Genomic DNA, 16,492 nt, shown 5'->3' with positions numbered 1-16,492 from the left:
CATGAAAACAGAAGGTAACGCAAGGACCAGTGCAATTATCTCTTATATCACTATTGTAGGAACCATAATTGCCTATTTCATGAATATGGAAGAAAAGAATGAATTTGCTAGTTTTCATATAAGGCAGGCATTTGGGATCAACATCACCTTTTACCTTATTGGAGCTCTAATGGGACTATTTGACCAGGTGTTTATCATAGGAGCTTTCTACCTGTTTTTTATAGTACTTTGGGGTTACGGAATTATTACAGCAATACAGGGTCAAACCAGAGAAGTACCAATTCTTGGTGCCTTATTTCAAAAATTTTTAAGTACAGTTAAGTAATGCAAGACAATTTTGTTTTAGATCATATTATAAGAAAACCTAAAGTAAGCGTTGAAAATGCGCCTGCGCTTATCCTCTTACATGGCTACGGAAGCGATGAAAACGATCTTTTTTCATTTGCAGAGGAAATGCCAGAGGAATTATTTATAATTTCAGCTAAAGCGCCCTATCCAATGCAACCATATGGTAATGCTTGGTATGCTATTCACTTTGATAACGAAAACGGAAAGTTTAGTGATGATATTCAGGCTATTAAGTCAAGAGATATGATCGCTACTTTTATTGATCAGGTTATTGAAAACTACCCTGTAGATGCTTCAAAGATCAATCTTTTAGGTTTTAGCCAGGGAAGTATCTTGAGTTATGCCGTGGCGTTGACTTACCCGGAAAAGATCGATAATGTGATTGCTCTGAGCGGTTATATCAATAAAGAAATATTCGGGCAGGATTACCTTAAAAATGATCTTAGTCAGCTATCTTTCTACTGCTCACATGGATCTGCAGACCAGGTGATCCCAGTAGATTGGGCACGCAGAACTAAACCGTTCTTAGAAAACCTTGGTGTAGATTTTACTTATTCTGAATTTCCGGTCGGTCACGGGGTTGCTCCACAGAATTTCTTTGAACTCAAAAAATGGCTTCAAAAAAGACTCTAATATTTAGGATACAGGAATGATTGCTCGGTATTGAAAACCGGTGCCCCGTCTTCCTGAATAGTGTAGGTTAAGAACACTTCACCCCAGTAAGATCCATCGGTAAAGTCGGCAATGATCCATTTGTGATTAAGCACTTTGATCTTGTTAATCCTCATGGAACCTTCCATACCGGCATGTGGGACCAGAGGATTATCATTTGAAGCACTATTCTTCGAAATGATCGCATCTTCGATTTTTGTAATAAGACCTTCGGTCTCTACTCCATTATTCTGAAAGTAAGTGATCGCATCCTCATTATCCTGCAAATTGAAGTAATCTTCAGAAGTTGCTATGGACTGTTGCTCTTGATTGAGTTCTACTTCAGAAAGCTTATCTTCAAGCTGCTCGATCTTTTCCTGCTTTGAATCCAGAATTCTTTTATCATTTACATAAATAAATATGCAGAATAATAAGGCGAAGATGAATAGATACATTAGAATCTTGCTACGCATACTAAATTTCAATTTTTAAGTTGTCATATGCGAGATGAACGTTTTCGGGAAGTTCTTCCTCGACTTCCGCATGAAATCCCAGCATATGACTTATGTGTGTAAAATATGTTCTTTCCGGCTTCACCATTTCTACAAACTTTAGAGCTTCTTCAAGATTGAAATGTGAATGATGTGGCTCTCTTCTTAATGCACTTACTACCAGAACTTTTAAATCCTTCAGTTTGGCGATCTCTTTTTCAGAAATCGTTTTAATATCGGTTAGATAGGCAAAATCTCCCAGTCTGTATCCAAATACCTGTAATTTATTATGTTTAAAATCTACAGGTATAACATTCAAACCTTCGAATTGAAACTTCTCATTACGCACTACATTCTCAATAACTGCAGGAGCTCCAGGATATCGATCTTCCGAGGTAAAAATATAATCGAATTTTCTCCTTAGGGAATTCAAAACTCTTTCATGAGCAAAAATAGGAATGTCACCCTGCCGAAAGAAGTATGGTCTTATATCATCCAGACCGGCAGTATGGTCATTGTGTTCATGTGTATAAAAAATAGCATCCAGTTTTTTCACATTATTGGCGAGCATCTGCTGTCTAAAATCTGGTCCACAGTCAATCAATATATTTTTTCCTTTCCAGCTAACCAATACAGAGACACGAAGCCTTTTATCGCGGGGGTCATCGCTGTAGCAGACCGGGTGATCCACCCCAATTATTGGTATACCTTGTGATGTTCCAGTACCTAAGAATGTAACTTCCAAATGCTGTTATTTTTGACACAAAAGTAAATATATTTTTTTGTATGCCTACCGCTTTTAGTACTTTTGAAGTACGCAATTAACAATGCTTACCTAAACAATAAAATATGCCAATTACCATAATGGGCGATAAGGAATTTGAAAATGTTCCTTCTATTAATAGTAAGGCCCTGCGTATCAATCTTAACGAAAATATCTACGGAACTTTTTCTGAAATTGGTGCCGGGCAGGAAACAGTGCGAAACTTCTTTCGTGCTGGAGGTGCATCTGGAACCATCGCTAAGGCCATGAGTGCCTATGACAAGGATTTTAGTGACGCGATCTATGGAGTTGAAGATGACAGGCGATATGTTACTGAAGCAAGGCTGAAGAAAATGCTGTCTCACGAAACCCATCTTATTGAAGAGCGTATTTCTCGTGAAAAACATCCAAACAAATTATTCTTTACTTACGCCAATACTGTAGCTACCATAGATTTCGCGAAGAAATACAAAGGTCATGGTTGGGTAGGAATTAGATATCAAGTAGATCCTAAAGAAGATTATAATGAGATCCTGCTACATGTAAGATTTCATGAAAATGACGCCCGTCACCAGCAAAACACCTTAGGAATACTAGGTGTTAACCTTATTTACGGCGCTTATTACAAGTACGATAATCCAAAAAAACTACTACGTTACCTGTATGATCATATAGATAAAGATCAGATCGAGATTGATACGATCAATTTCTCGGGTCCTCGTTTTGAGAATGTGGATAACAGGCTAATGAGCCTTCAGTTGGTCAAGAATGGAATGACCGATGCGGTAATGTTCGGACCTGATGGAAATAATGTACTTCCTGCGAAAATACTTTACAAAAAGAATATTCTTGCGCTGCGTGGTAGCTTTAGACCTGTTACCAAGGTAAACATGGATATGTATGAAAGATCTAAAGAATTATTCTTCAACGAGAGTAAGGTTTCTGAAGAAAATACTGAGATCATTTTTGAAATCACCCTATCCAACTTGAGAGCTGAAGGAGAGATCGATGAGCGTGATTTCATGGATAGAGCTGAACTTTTATGTTCATTAGGACAAACAGTTATGATCTCTAACTTCCAGGAATACTTCAAGGTAGTAGAATATTTCTCCAGATACTCTAAACAGCGTATGGGTCTTACCATGGGTGTTCAGAATCTTGTGGACGTATTTGATGAAAAATACTATAGACATCTAAGCGGCGGTATTCTTGAGGCCTTCGGAAAATTATTCTTTAAAGATCTAAAGGTGTATCTATATCCACTGAAAGACGAGGAAACTGGTGAACTTACTACCAGCGAAAATCTGAAAGTACACCCAAGAATGAAGGAATTATTCAAGTTCTTTAAATATAATGGACGTGTTGAGGATATCAAGAATTATAATCCAGATACGCTGAATATTTATTCTCGCGAAGTATTAAAAATGATCAGCGAAGGGAAAAGTGGCTGGGAAGATATGCTTCCGGAGAAAACAACAAAAATGATCAAGGAGCAAAATCTTTTTCATTATAAGGAACATAAGGAACAGGCGAAGTCAGAAGTCTAATCTGAATACATAAAGCATAAAAAAAGCTGTTCTAACGAACAGCTTTTTTTATACTTTAATTTCCGAGGGAAAAACCGTTAGGCTATTCTGGTGATCTTCGCTCCTATCGCTTTTAACCTCTCTTCAATATTTTCGTAACCTCTGTCAATTTGCTCGATGTTGTGTATCGTTGAAGTTCCTTTGGCTGAAAGTGCAGCAATCAACAAGGAAATTCCAGCTCTAATATCTGGAGAGGTCATGGTAGTAGCCTTTAACTGAGATTGAAAGTCATGGCCAATTACCGTGGCTCTATGTGGATCACAAAGTATGATCTTCGCTCCCATATCTATAAGTTTATCTACAAAGAACAACCTGCTTTCAAACATTTTTTGATGTATCAAAACGCTTCCTCTTGCCTGAGTTGCGATTACAAGGATGATACTCAAAAGATCTGGGGTAAACCCTGGCCACGGAGCATCACTGATGTTCATGATCGAGCCATCAATAAAGCTCTGTACCTCATAACCTTCAGAATGTGCAGGTATAAAAATATCGTCACCTTTTCTTTCGACAGTAATTCCCAGTTTCCTGAAGGTCGTCGGGATGATGCCCAACATATCCCAGTTTACATTCTTGATAGTGATTTCACTTTTGGTCATTGCGGCAAGGCCAATCCATGATCCAATTTCGATCATATCTGGAAGAATTGTATGCTCACAACCTCCTAGCTTCTCTACACCATCTATGATAAGCATATTGGAACCTATTCCACTAATGTTTGCACCCATACGGTTCATCATTAGGCATAATTGCTGTAAATACGGTTCGCAGGCTGCATTATAAATGGTCGTTTTTCCTTTTGCAAGAACAGCAGCCATTACAATGTTGGCAGTTCCGGTTACTGATGCTTCTTCCAGTAACATATAACTTCCAGTTAAACCTTCAGGAGCTTCAACTCCGTAAAAACGTTCTTCTTTATTATATCTGAAATCGGCACCCAGCTTCATAAATCCTTCGAAGTGAGTATCGAGTCTGCGTCGCCCAATTTTATCGCCACCAGGTTTAGGAATAAAACCTTTTCCAAATCTTCCCAGCATAGGCCCTACGATCATGATAGAACCACGAAGTCCTCCTCCATCGATCTTGAACTGTTCACTATTCAGGTACTGCATGTCCAGATCATCACTTTGAAAGGAATAACTTCCTTTACCCAGCTTTTCGATCTTAACACCAAGATTTTTTAGTAAGTTGATTAGTTTATTAACGTCCAGTATATCTGGAATGTTATTGATAACCACCTTTTCATCGGTTAACAATACTGCACATAAAATTTGCAGCGCCTCGTTTTTTGCTCCTTGAGGTTGTATTTCCCCGCTCAAACGATGACCGCCTTCTATTTGAAATGTTCCCATTAAAGAAAAATATTAGTGGCGTTTACGACCAGGCTTACGGCCGCCGGTATGTTTTTTGTTTTTCGAGTATTTCTTCTTGTTGGATCCGCTTCCGCGAATAAGTTCTGAAGCCTGGGTTAGATCCTCATCAGCATTTTTGAGATTGATCTTTCCACCACTCAATTCTTTCAAATGATTAATGATGACTTCATCATCTACAGAATCACGATTCCAGTTCAGGTAAGATTTTTTCATGTGATTGGCGATAGTCATCACCAGGGCATCTTTGAAATCCCCTTCTTCCTTATCTTTTGCTGCATCGATCATGCGCTTGATATTGTTTCCGTAGAACCTATACTTAGGATTATTCTCAGGATAATCTAGCATTTCGGGACGCTCTGTAAGCATTTCCCTCGTCGGCTTTGGAAAAGGAGACTCAACATCCAGCTTAAAATCACTTATTATAAATAACTGATCCCATAATTTATGCTGAAAATCTGGCACATCACGAAGATGCGGATTCATATTACCCATTACAGCAATAATTGAATTAGCAACTTTGTTACGTTCTTTATCATCTTCGATTTCTACAGCATGTTCGACCATTTTCTGCAAATGTCTGCCATATTCAGGAATGATCAGTTTACTCCTTTCAGAGTTATATTCTAAAGCGTTTGTCAAAATTAAGATTTAATTAGGTAATTTAATAGAAGTTTTCTCCTGCGTGCAAAATACTAAATATTCAGTAAGAATGACAATAAAATAGCGCAATTGTGCGATCATTAAAGAGAAATAACCCCTTCAACTTTATCAGCCACCTCTTTATATTTTTCAATCACATGGTCAGGATCTTTCATCCTAACATTAATGGAAACACTGGTATATGTTCCTTTTTTAGATTGTTTGGTATTGATGACAGCTCCCATGTTATCAAATATATCCTCAACCTGTGTTACCTTCTCCCCTTTTGTAGGAACAATAAATTTGTAAAGATATTCTGCAGGCCACATGGCAGTATCCTGAAGCTGTTTTTTAAGTTTTGCGTAAAATTCCTCCGGATTTGTCGAATCACTCATAGTTTTCTCCTTCTTTTATGACAAAGATACAAGGAAAGACAACATTTTTATAATCAAATTCATTTACCGAAATTTGCCGGGTGAAAACTATGAAAATTGTTATTACCGGTGGACCCGGTACTGGAAAGTCTTCCATTATACACGAACTGGAAGCTAAAGGAGAAAACTGTATCCATGAGATCTCCAGGCAGGTAACCCTTGAAGCACAAAGAGATGGTATCGATCAGCTCTTCCTGGAGCAGCCCTTACTATTCAGTGAAAAATTACTTGAAGGGAGATTAAATCAGTTTAAGGAAGCTTCTAATTCCTCAGCGAATCGCATCTTTCTAGATCGTGGATTGCCCGATGTTGTTGCCTATATGGATTATTTTAACACTGTTTATCCCGAGATATTCAATGCGACCTGTGAGGAGCATGCCTATGATAAAGTTTTTATCTTACCACCATGGAAGGAGATTTATAAAAGTGATAATGAGCGTTACGAAACCTATGAAGAAGCGGTAAGAATTTCAGAATATTTGTATGACACTTACAGACGCTTTGGCTATAGTCCCATTGAAATTCCTAAATCAAGTGTGGCAGAAAGAACTAAATTTATACTGAACCAACTATAAATCTTTTGCAAAAGGAAGCTTTAAAAATTCTAGAAAAATATTGGGGCTTCCAGAAATTCCGGCCTTCACAGCTGGAAGTGATCGAGGCTATCCTCGATGGTCAGGATACGCTGACCTTATTTCCTACCGGTGGTGGGAAATCTATCTGTTTCCAGGTACCAGCGATGATAACAGAAGGAATTTGCGTGGTGGTATCACCGCTAATTTCTTTAATGGAAGACCAGGTACAGGCTCTTCAAAAAAAGAATATCAAAGCGATGGCTATTACTGGCGGAATTTCTTACTCTGATCTGGATAGGAATCTTGACAATTGCATCTTCGGAAATTTCAAATTTTTATATCTCTCTCCGGAAAGGCTTCAGCAGGATATTGTTAAAGAACGACTGAAGCAAATGAACGTGAACCTGATCGCTGTAGATGAAGCGCATTGTATTTCTCAATGGGGACATGATTTCAGGCCAGCGTATCGTAATATTTCAGAAGTTCGAGAAATTATACCTGAAGTACCTGTGGCAGCATTTACGGCTACGGCAACAAAAATGGTAGTGGAAGATATCTGCGAGCAGCTTCAGTTGAAGAACAGGGCAGTATTTAAGAAATCATTTGAAAGAACCAATCTGTTCTACGAGGTTGTCAAAACTGAAGATAAATACTTTCGATTAACGAGGCTACTGGGAAATGATTCTGCCATTGTTTATGTAAGAAGCAGAAATGCCACCCGGGAGATTACAGACTTTCTTAATAAGAATGGGATTACGGCCGCTGCATATCATGGCGGAATGAAAAAGGAGGACAAAACTGCAAAGTTTAGATCATGGATGAACAACGATACCAGTGTAATGGTTGCAACAACTGCCTTTGGAATGGGTATTGACAAACCAGATGTTCGTACCGTTGTGCATATTGATCTACCTGAAAGTTTAGAAAGCTATTTTCAGGAAGCAGGAAGAGCAGGAAGAGATGGAGAGATTTCTAAAGCCGTTATACTGACCAATGCTGGCGACATTCCAGTTCTAAGGAATCAGTTTATAAACAATCTCGCGTCTGTTGAAGATGTCAAATTTATCTATAGAAAACTAAACGCTTATTTCAGCATAGCATATGGTGAAGGTGAAAATCAGGTGTATGATTTTAATTTTGCCAGCTTCTGTAATCAATATCATTTAATTTCAGGTAAGACCTATAACGCGTTACAACTTTTAGATCGTTGCAGTGTCCTTAGACTGTCTCAGCAGTTTCAGAAGAAAACTGAAATAATGATAAAATTAAGCGGGGATCAACTGGAAATTTATCTTGATGACAATCCAAAATATGCGCACCTTTTAAGAACTCTGTTAAGAAACTATGGTGGTGTATTTGATAACCTGGTCAACTTTAATATTTCATCTGTAGCCGAGAAAGCAGATCTCCAGGAAAATGAATGTCTGAGCCTTTTTGAAGACTTACAGCAACAGGAAATCATAGAGTTCTCGATTGCCAAACATGACGCCTCTATCACCTTTCTGGTACCCAGGGAAGATGAATCCACTATAAATCCTGTTTCTGGATTTATAACCAAATACAATAAAACAAAAAGAGAAAAGATATCGGCGGTGCTCGATTTCGTCCAGAATGACCAGGTTTGTAAACAAATACAGTTGCTGAAGTATTTTGGAGAAACTAAGCCTGAAAAGTGTGGCAGGTGTTCGGTTTGCAATGCTGAAACTGATGGTTTAAGTCGTGATGAAATGAATGAAATTTTTCTGGCGCTACAAAAATTATTAAAATCCAGGGCATTAGACACTAAAGAGATATCTTCTCTATTAAACTATAAAGAATCCTCTATTCTAAAGGTAATACGGTTACTGGTAGAGCGAGGCATTTTACAAAAAACGATAACTAACAAGTACAAAATATCAATAAATGACTGATCTCAGAATAGTATTTATGGGAACTCCGGAATTCGCCGTGAAAAGCCTTGAAGCAATTCTTGAAGCCGGCTATAATGTCGTTGGAGTGGTTACTGCTCCAGATCGACCAGCTGGCAGAGGAAGAAAGTTAAGAGAAAGTGCCGTAAAGACTTTTGCTGTTTCTAAAGATCTTAAAGTTCTACAACCTACTAATCTTAAATCTGAAGAATTTCAACAAGAGTTAAAGCAAATCGATCCAAATGTGCAGGTAGTTGTAGCATTTAGAATGCTGCCTAAATCTGTATGGGACTATCCTGAATTTGGCACTTTCAATTTACATGCGAGCTTATTACCTCAATACCGGGGAGCTGCTCCAATTAACTGGGCGATTATGAATGGTGAGAAAGAAACTGGAATATCCACTTTCTTCCTGGATGAAAAAATTGATACCGGCGCCATGATCATGCAGGAATCTGTTGTGATAGGTGAACATGAAAACCTGGAAAACATACACGATAGATTGATGAACAAAGGATCAGGGCTGGTTGTAAAAACATTAAAAGCTATTTCTGAAGGTACAACCAAGCCAATGGCCCAGAAAGACTCCGCAATGCTTAGAGAAGCGCCAAAATTGAATCGCGAGAACACCAAGATCAATTGGGATAAACCTTTAAATGAAATATACAATCATATACGCGGACTCAATCCCTACCCTTCTGCCTGGTGTTATTTAGATAATGGTGATGCGCAGGAACAGACTGTAAAGATCTACGATGTAATTAGCCATAAAGAAGAACATGATCACTTCTACGGAAAGGTCCTAATTAAAGAAAAGCAATTGCTGGTTGCTGCGCATGGCGGTTTCATTGAAATTAAACAGATCCAATTGCCTGGAAAACGTAAAATGGAAACTCATTCACTTTTGAATGGCTTTAAATTCTCAGAAAAAGCGAAAATGCGCTGAACCCTTATTAATGCTGATTTGGTTGCATTTTAATAAAAAACAATTATCTTTATTAACAAATCAACCGAGTTATCAACAAATACAGGCTTTTCCCTTGTCATTACTTGCGTGGACGGGAAATCCGTATAAATTTGTAAACCAGTTTAACAGAATGTTTAACCAACAATTAATTTAAAATTCAAATTATGAACAAAACAGATTTAATCGACGCAATGGCTGAGAATGCTGGAATTTCTAAAGCAGCAGCTAAAAAAGCACTAGAATCTTTTCTAGAAAACGTTGAAAAATCTCTTAAAAAAGGAGATAGAGTATCATTAGTAGGATTTGGATCTTGGTCTGTATCTAAAAGAGCTGCTCGTGAAGGAAGAAACCCACAAACCGGAAAAACTATCAAGATCGCTGCGAAAAACGTAGTGAAATTTAAAGCCGGAGCTGATTTACAAAAAGCTGTGAACTAATAATTTGCATTGTAAATATCATAAGCCTTCCCTTAGGAAGGCTTTTTTTATCTAAAATATTTAGATATGTATTGCATTTTTAACAGAAAAAATATAGTTTAGTTCTAAAGACTGCTACAAATGATTGCGTTGAAACCAACCAAGGGCCATCTTCTCGTTGCAGAACCATCCATAATTGGAGATGTCTCTTTTAATCGCTCGGTGGTTCTACTTGCCGACCATTCCGAAAACGGATCGGTTGGATTCATCCTGAACAAAATTCTTGATTTTACACTTAAAGATCTTATCCCAGAAATCAAGGGGAATTTTGATGTATATAATGGAGGTCCTGTAGAACAGGATAATCTGTATTTTATACATAAAATCCCAGATCTTATCCCTGATAGTATTGAGATCGCTTATGGAATTTACTGGGGTGGTAATTTTGAAGCTGTTATGGAACTTATCTCTAAAGATCTAATTTCAGATAAGCAGATAAAGTTTTTCTTAGGATATTCAGGCTGGGATGCACAGCAACTTGATGATGAGTTAAATTCTCATTCCTGGGTGGTCACTGCAAACGAGGATAACAAGGACCTTCTTGAAAAGCCCTACTCTTCCTTCTGGAAGGATAAAATGCTGGAATTAGGCGGAGAATACATGTTATGGTCAAACTCACCAGAGAACCCTTCTTACAACTAATTAGCCCAACCTTGCTTTTACATTTAACTTACTAACCAGGCTTTTAGCTACAGTCGAGTCATAGTGTTTCTTACGATATTTCGACACCGGCTGAATACCAACCGTAATATTAGTGATAAAGAGTTCATCAGCTTTTTGTAATTCGAAAGGCGAAATTGAAGCTTCTTCTAAATCGTAATCTTCAGTTTTTTTGATAATCTCCAGTAATTGTTTCCGAATGATTCCGTGTAAAACACCATCTGTAAGTGGTGGCGTTTTGATTTTGGAACCTGAAACTAAAAATAGATTACCATTCAGAGCTTCGACTACGCTCTTTTTCTCATTAAGAAGCAAACAGTTGTGGTAATCATTTTCTTTAGCATAAATGCTTCCCAAAACATTTACCGCACGGTTATTCGACTTGATCGTTGATAACAGTCCGCTACCCACATAATGATCTTTAAATAATTCGATCTCGTAATCCTCTGTATTTAATAAGTAAAACGAGTTCTCCATTTCCACTACGGTCATCACATAAGCGATCTCTCTGGTTGCAGGTGTATAAAAACCACCTTCTTCACGGTATACGGCGAATCGTACTCTTGCAGCTTTTTCATTAAGATCATTTTTCTCAACGATGCTAACAATTTCTTTCTCCAGGAATTCTGGTGAAAAGCTGGATGGGATTTCCATTCTCATAATTCGCATGGAAGCCATCATTCTAAAATAATGGTCTTCCCAGAACATTATTTTTCCATTAATAACTCTTATAGTTTCGAAAACTGAATCTCCATAAGCAAAACCCCTGTTGAGAACTGAAAGATTAGCTTCTGAATCCTGAACTATATTTCCATTTAAATTGATCATAAAAAAACCCCGTTTAAAACGGGGCAAAGGTACTATTATCTTAAGACTTTTCTAGGCAGAACCTAATATCTGTTTTAGATCTGAAACCATATTTTCCCATAACATTTTTCCTTCATCGATCTCGTCCTCTTCAGCAAAATCTGTGATCATCAGGGAAACATCTTTAGTAATATCATCCACTTGTATTCTTAATTCAAAAAAATATGGAGAATCTTCATCTTCAACCCACTTGAACTTAATGCGTTCATCGCTTTTCTTACTCATTAGTTTGGCTTTCTCCTCACTACCTTCCCAAATAAAAGTAAAAAATTCCCCACGGGAATTTACGTTATCTGCATACCACTCGCTTAAACCTGAGGGAGTCGAAATATATTGATACAATAGCGAAGGAGAAGCCTGAATTGGAAACTCCATTTCGTATTTTGTCTTTTCTTCCATTCTAAATTAGTTAGTTTCGGGCAATATAGATATTAATTAGAAGGATTAAAAGAAATCAAAATAAATAATTTAGAAAATAAAGTTTGCGACAATACAAATTGTTTTTATATTTGCACCCGCATTAAAGAAATCATGCGAAGCCTTAAATAGCAAGGCTTCTGAAAGGTTCTTTTAAATGCAAAATTGTTAAGGCGAGGTAGCTCAGTTGGTTAGAGCGTCGGATTCATAACCCGGAGGTCGGGGGATCGTGCCCCCCTCTCGCTACCAGTAAAATAAAGGCTTCACAGAAATGTGAAGCTTTTTGTTTTTTCATCTAGTACAGAATAAGTACAGAATCTCAACTATTTTTAATAAATTACTAAGAGCCATTTGGAAAATCTCCGTTTGATATCAATTGAAACGGAAATTTATATTTATTCCGGAAATTAACTCTAGAGAGAAACCAATAATTTCCCATCGTTAATAAGATTCAAAATTTCAGCAATTAACATCCAATCTTGAATCACTGCCTCATACTTCCCTGGAATAGCTCAGCATCCCTAAAACCTGATAGCTATAAAATACATCCTCTTCCCTATCGTGAAAGGTTCCCAAATATATCTATCTTCCTTAAAGGTGCAACTTTAAAAAATTTCTAAAAGTAAAGCAGTGAAGAAATGCAAAAAGATCCATAAAATGCCGAAATCACACAGAATAAAAAGTCGATTTTTTAAATAGCGAATAAATAACCATCTGGAAAATTAAATTTCAGGTAAAAATATAACTTATGATACTGACTTATAACTTAAAAAAAGACTAAAAAAGCTTTCTAAAGAAAGCTGAATTATAAGTAATTCGAGCTATTATTTTTAGGCTATTAGGATAATTGTCTAAAAGGAGTCATCATTTAAAGCAATACTATAAAGCATAGTACCTCATTTACCCCACCCTATTCTTCTTAAAATTTTCCGCTTGTTCAAAGATTTCTTCATAAACTTCATCTCGTTCCACCGGTGGATAACCGTGCTCATCGAGTAATAGAATAAGTCCAACCTTTAGGGCAGATTTGATGTCGTTTCTTTTGCTCCAGTCCGGGAATTTCGCCTGTTCATCCACTAAATCTTTTATAGCTTTTGAAAGCTCGATGAGCTTATGTTCGGGATATTGAAAATCATACTTTACACAAAGCTCTCTTAAAATATCATAGAAAGCTTTTTCTTCAAAATCAATTCCCAACTTTTCCCCGGCCGAAAACTCTTTTTGTACCTGCCAAATAAGATCTGTGAGCTGCTCTGCCATCTCTTCGTAGACCTCTCCGCGTAATATATCACCTTTTCTTTCGTTGTATCGGGAAACTAGGCCTTCCATCTTTTTAGAAAAATCTACTCCTTTTACCTTGTTTACTTTTTTAATCTCTCCAATAGCCCTGGCCAGTAACTGCTGTAAAAGTTTGATTTTTGTATTAGGTAATTTAATCTTATCGATTTTTGCCAAATAATCCTCATCAAATATATCCTGCTGACTGTTGGTTTGATCACCCATTTTAAAGATCTCCTCCACGCCTTCACTTGCCAAAGCATTTTTGATCATCTCCCTTACTTTGGCGTTCATCTGGGCGGTATCCGGTGCATTTCCCCTGGTGAGCTTAAAGACTATAGACTTTACAGCTAAATAAAAATGAGTATAATCCCGTTCTTGTTGGGTTAACTTTTCACTCCCCGCACAAATATCATAGGCCGCTTTCAGGCGTTTCACTAAATCCATAAAGCGTGTTTCCAGCTCCTTAGTTTGCTGAACGTATTCAACGACCTGGTTAAGATTGTTTAGCTGGCTTAAAGGATCTCCATGGAAATAATCGGTACTATCGAATTTGTGAAAAATCCTGGCTAGTAAATCCAAGTGGTCTCTAACTATTTTCAGGGACTTTTGGATATCCTCAAAATTCTGCCGCTCACCCTTATTATATTTGGCAAGTGCTAAATTCATTTGTTTCTTAATACCAATATAATCTACTACCAGTCCTTTGTTTTTGCCCTGGAACTTCCGGTTTACCCGGGAAATCGTCTGGATAAGGTTATGCTGCTGGATGGGCTTATCGATATAGATACTATCTAAAAACGGCACATCAAAACCTGTGAGCCACATATCGACGACAATGGCAATTTTAAAATTCGATTTCTCATTTTTAAATTGACGGTCCAGCTCTTTCCGGTACTCTTTTGTTCCTAAAAGATCATACATTTCTTTAGGATCGTCTTTACCCCTTGTCATGATCATTTTTATTCGCTCAATAGGCTTGAGCTGCTTCTTGTCTTTTTTGGTTAATTCGGCACCTTCTTCTGCCTTTCTAACCTTTGGCCATTCCGGTCTTAATTCGATGATGTTCTTATAAAGCTCGTAAGCTATTTCACGACTGCTACAAACGAAAATTGCTTTTCCTTTTACGGTAGCACCTTCCTCTAGCCTTTTTTCATAATGATTGACAAAATCTTCTGCTATGGCCTGTAAACGATCCGGATCACTCAAAATGGCATTAATGTTAGCCGACTGCTTTTTACTCTCTTCTACCTGGTACTCATTCGCACCTTCTTCCTCAGCTACCCGGTAATATTCCTCAATTTTCTTTAATTCTCTGTTTTCAAGGGCCACTTTCGCTGCCCTTCCTTCATATACAATACGTACTGTAATTTCATCTATTACAGATTCTGTCATTGTATATTCATCTACCACCTTCCCAAATACATCTAAAGTAGCATCGATTGGCGTCCCTGTAAAACCTACAAAAGTAGCATTTGGCAAAGAATCGTGAAGGTATTTAGCAAAGCCAAAAGTTTTCTGCACCCCTTTTTCTGTGATTTTTATTTTTTGGTCAAGATTGGTCTGGCTCCGGTGAGCCTCATCAGATATACAAATAACATTGCTTCTATTCGTAAGCAACTCGGTATCTTCTGTAAACTTATGTATTGTGGTTAAGAAAACGCCACCACTTTCCCTTCCTCTTATCCGTTTCCGTAGATCTGCGCGACTTTCTACACTTGAAATAGCATCATCCCCAATAAAGGCTTTGGCATTGGTAAATTGCCCTGCAAGCTGATCATCCAAATCGGTTCGATCTGTAATCAAAATAATAGTAGGACTTTCAAAATGATCACTTTTCATTAAAAGCCGGGTTAGGAAAAGCATGGTAAAACTTTTACCGGAACCGGTTGCTCCAAAATAGGTGCCTCCTTTTCCGTTTCCTTTAGGTTTTTGGACTTTCTGAATATTTTCAAATAGAGCCCTTGCCGCATAATACTGGGGATAGCGGCACACGATCTTTTCATCCTTTTTGGAGCTATCCGGTAAATAAATAAAGTTTTTAATGATGTCCCGCAGCTTGTTTTGATGCAAGATTCCCTGGATAAGGGTGAACATACTATCAATACCGTCAACCTCTTTTGCCAATCCTGCGATCCTGCGCCAGGCATAAAAGAATTCATAAGGCGCAAAAAATGAACCTGCTTTGGTATTTACACTATCCCTAATTACACAAAATGCATTGTACTTAAAAAGTTCAGGTATGTCCCTTTGGTAATGCACCCTTAATTGAATATAGGCGTCATAAATAGTGGTATTTTCCTGAATCGCCGTTTTGAATTCAAAAAACAACTACCGGAATTCCATTAATATAAAGAATCCCGTCAGGAATACGTTTTTGGGTGCCGGTAATTTCCAGCTGATTAATGAACTTATAAGTATTCTGGTTGTCTTCTGAATAATCAATTAAATAGATCCAGATATCTTTTTGGGAACGGTCTTCCCGCTTTAGCGAAAAACCATCAGAAAGCATTTGCATAAACTCCTTGTTGCTTTCATAGAGGTCTGATGCCGGAAGAGTTTTAAGTCTAAGGATAATGGAATCTATTTCATTTTTAGTAATCCCATTTTTCCGGTACCTTGTCAATAGAAATTCCTGAAGATCACTTTCAATGAGCACTTCATCTTACTTTCGTGAGATAGTGCCTCCTAATTGATGCTTATAACCTTCCTGTTCCAGCTGGTTGGCAAAAACACTTTCCAGTTGTGCTTCGGTAAATTTCATTCCTGTCTGGCTTTTCTTCCCTTCTCAGTTAATCTATACTTCTGTTTACTGCTTTTAGGTTTGTCCGGTATTGTTAATTCTACAAAACCCTCTTCTAAGGCGGGGTTTAAATAATTGATTCTAAAATTTTTTCTATCCACAAGCCCTAATGATTTTTGCAACTCGGTTCTACTTTCTTCTCCCTTAAAAACATTAAGAAGATCCCGTACTTGGGGGGTAACTTGCGGGGTAACTTGGGGGGTGACTTGCGGGGTCTCCCTATAAACTTCATCTGCGGCAGGAAATATCATCCTGAG

Annotated in this window: 16 protein-coding genes, 1 tRNA gene and 1 pseudogene; 9 read left to right on the top strand and 9 right to left on the bottom strand. The window is 37.6% G+C overall.

Annotation, left to right across the window (positions count from 1 at the left end):
• The first annotated feature begins 1 nt into the window (after position 1).
• Both QZ620_RS03595 and QZ620_RS03590 read left to right on the top strand, forming a co-directional pair.
• A complete protein-coding gene (locus QZ620_RS03595; protein WP_295179175.1) occupies positions 2-325 on the top strand; it encodes a hypothetical protein in 324 nt (107 codons plus the stop codon).
• Positions 325-981 (top strand): alpha/beta fold hydrolase, encoded by a 657-nt coding sequence (locus tag QZ620_RS03590; RefSeq protein WP_295179173.1) that lies wholly within the window; start codon positions 325-327, stop codon positions 979-981. Before QZ620_RS03595 ends, QZ620_RS03590 begins: the two co-directional genes overlap by 1 nt.
• On the opposite strand, the gene QZ620_RS03585 is transcribed toward QZ620_RS03590, so the two are convergent.
• Positions 978-1,472 (bottom strand): hypothetical protein, encoded by a 495-nt coding sequence (locus tag QZ620_RS03585; protein WP_295179171.1) that lies wholly within the window; start codon positions 1,470-1,472, stop codon positions 978-980. The genes QZ620_RS03590 and QZ620_RS03585 overlap by 4 nt on opposite strands.
• Position 1,473: 1 nt before the next feature.
• On the bottom strand, positions 1,474-2,235 hold the full coding sequence (locus QZ620_RS03580) for an MBL fold metallo-hydrolase (protein ID WP_295179169.1): 762 nt from the start codon (positions 2,233-2,235) through the stop codon (positions 1,474-1,476).
• A 104-nt stretch (positions 2,236-2,339) separates the two neighbouring features.
• Here QZ620_RS03580 and QZ620_RS03575 point away from each other — a divergent pair, with 104 nt between their 5' ends.
• Positions 2,340-3,800 (top strand): TonB-dependent receptor, encoded by a 1,461-nt coding sequence (locus QZ620_RS03575; protein WP_295179167.1) that lies wholly within the window; start codon positions 2,340-2,342, stop codon positions 3,798-3,800.
• A 77-nt stretch (positions 3,801-3,877) separates the two neighbouring features.
• On the opposite strand, the gene murA is transcribed toward QZ620_RS03575, so the two are convergent.
• From murA to QZ620_RS03560, 3 genes are all read right to left on the bottom strand, one after another.
• A complete protein-coding gene (gene murA, locus QZ620_RS03570) occupies positions 3,878-5,191 on the bottom strand; it encodes a UDP-N-acetylglucosamine 1-carboxyvinyltransferase (protein ID WP_295179165.1) in 1,314 nt (437 codons plus the stop codon).
• 12 nt (positions 5,192-5,203) lie between these two features.
• Entirely contained in the window at positions 5,204-5,851 is a 648-nt protein-coding gene (locus QZ620_RS03565) for a DUF4290 domain-containing protein (RefSeq protein ID WP_295179163.1), read from the bottom strand.
• Between the two features lie 101 nt (positions 5,852-5,952).
• A complete protein-coding gene (locus QZ620_RS03560) occupies positions 5,953-6,246 on the bottom strand; it encodes a DUF493 family protein (protein ID WP_295179161.1) in 294 nt (97 codons plus the stop codon).
• Positions 6,247-6,326: 80 nt separating this feature from the next.
• Here QZ620_RS03560 and QZ620_RS03555 point away from each other — a divergent pair, with 80 nt between their 5' ends.
• The 5 genes from QZ620_RS03555 to QZ620_RS03535 all read left to right on the top strand — a co-directional run bounded on the left by QZ620_RS03555 (position 6,327) and on the right by QZ620_RS03535 (position 10,852).
• Positions 6,327-6,860, top strand: a complete 534-nt coding sequence (locus tag QZ620_RS03555; protein WP_295179159.1) for an ATP-binding protein — start codon at positions 6,327-6,329, stop codon at positions 6,858-6,860.
• Between the two features lie 5 nt (positions 6,861-6,865).
• Positions 6,866-8,770, top strand: coding sequence for an ATP-dependent DNA helicase RecQ (locus QZ620_RS03550; protein WP_295179158.1), 1,905 nt, complete (start codon positions 6,866-6,868; stop codon positions 8,768-8,770).
• Positions 8,763-9,713, top strand: a complete 951-nt coding sequence (fmt, locus tag QZ620_RS03545) for a methionyl-tRNA formyltransferase (protein WP_295179156.1) — start codon at positions 8,763-8,765, stop codon at positions 9,711-9,713. The genes QZ620_RS03550 and fmt overlap by 8 nt, the downstream gene beginning before the upstream one ends.
• Positions 9,714-9,898: 185 nt before the next feature.
• A complete protein-coding gene (locus tag QZ620_RS03540) occupies positions 9,899-10,171 on the top strand; it encodes an HU family DNA-binding protein (RefSeq protein WP_006990442.1) in 273 nt (90 codons plus the stop codon).
• 120 nt (positions 10,172-10,291) lie between these two features.
• Complete coding sequence (locus tag QZ620_RS03535; protein WP_295179150.1) at positions 10,292-10,852, top strand: YqgE/AlgH family protein; 561 nt, start codon at positions 10,292-10,294, stop codon at positions 10,850-10,852.
• On the opposite strand, the gene QZ620_RS03530 is transcribed toward QZ620_RS03535, so the two are convergent.
• Together QZ620_RS03530 and QZ620_RS03525 are read right to left on the bottom strand one after the other, a co-directional pair.
• The gene (locus tag QZ620_RS03530; protein WP_295179148.1) at positions 10,853-11,698 is read right to left on the bottom strand and encodes an aminotransferase class IV; all 846 of its coding nucleotides are present in this window, start codon (positions 11,696-11,698) and stop codon (positions 10,853-10,855) included.
• Positions 11,699-11,749: 51 nt separating this feature from the next.
• Positions 11,750-12,136 carry an START-like domain-containing protein gene (locus QZ620_RS03525; protein WP_141877870.1) on the bottom strand — a complete coding sequence of 129 codons (387 nt, stop codon included), beginning with the start codon at positions 12,134-12,136 and terminating at the stop codon, positions 11,750-11,752.
• Positions 12,137-12,326: 190 nt separating this feature from the next.
• On the opposite strand from QZ620_RS03525, the gene QZ620_RS03520 reads away from it, so the two are divergent.
• Positions 12,327-12,403 (top strand) — tRNA-Met (locus QZ620_RS03520).
• A 651-nt stretch (positions 12,404-13,054) separates the two neighbouring features.
• On the opposite strand, the pseudogene QZ620_RS03515 reads toward QZ620_RS03520, so the two are convergent.
• Positions 13,055-16,196, bottom strand: a pseudogene (locus QZ620_RS03515) (HsdR family type I site-specific deoxyribonuclease).
• Positions 16,193-16,492: Fic family protein (locus QZ620_RS03505; RefSeq protein WP_366935431.1), on the bottom strand; the 300-nt coding region annotated here is incomplete at its 5' end. The pseudogene QZ620_RS03515 and the gene QZ620_RS03505, both read right to left, overlap by 4 nt.

It is taken from the genome of uncultured Christiangramia sp. (assembly GCF_913046405.1).
GTDB classification, from domain to species: Bacteria; Bacteroidota; Bacteroidia; order Flavobacteriales; family Flavobacteriaceae; genus Christiangramia; species Christiangramia marina.
This window is presented reverse-complemented; position numbering and strand designations above follow the sequence as displayed.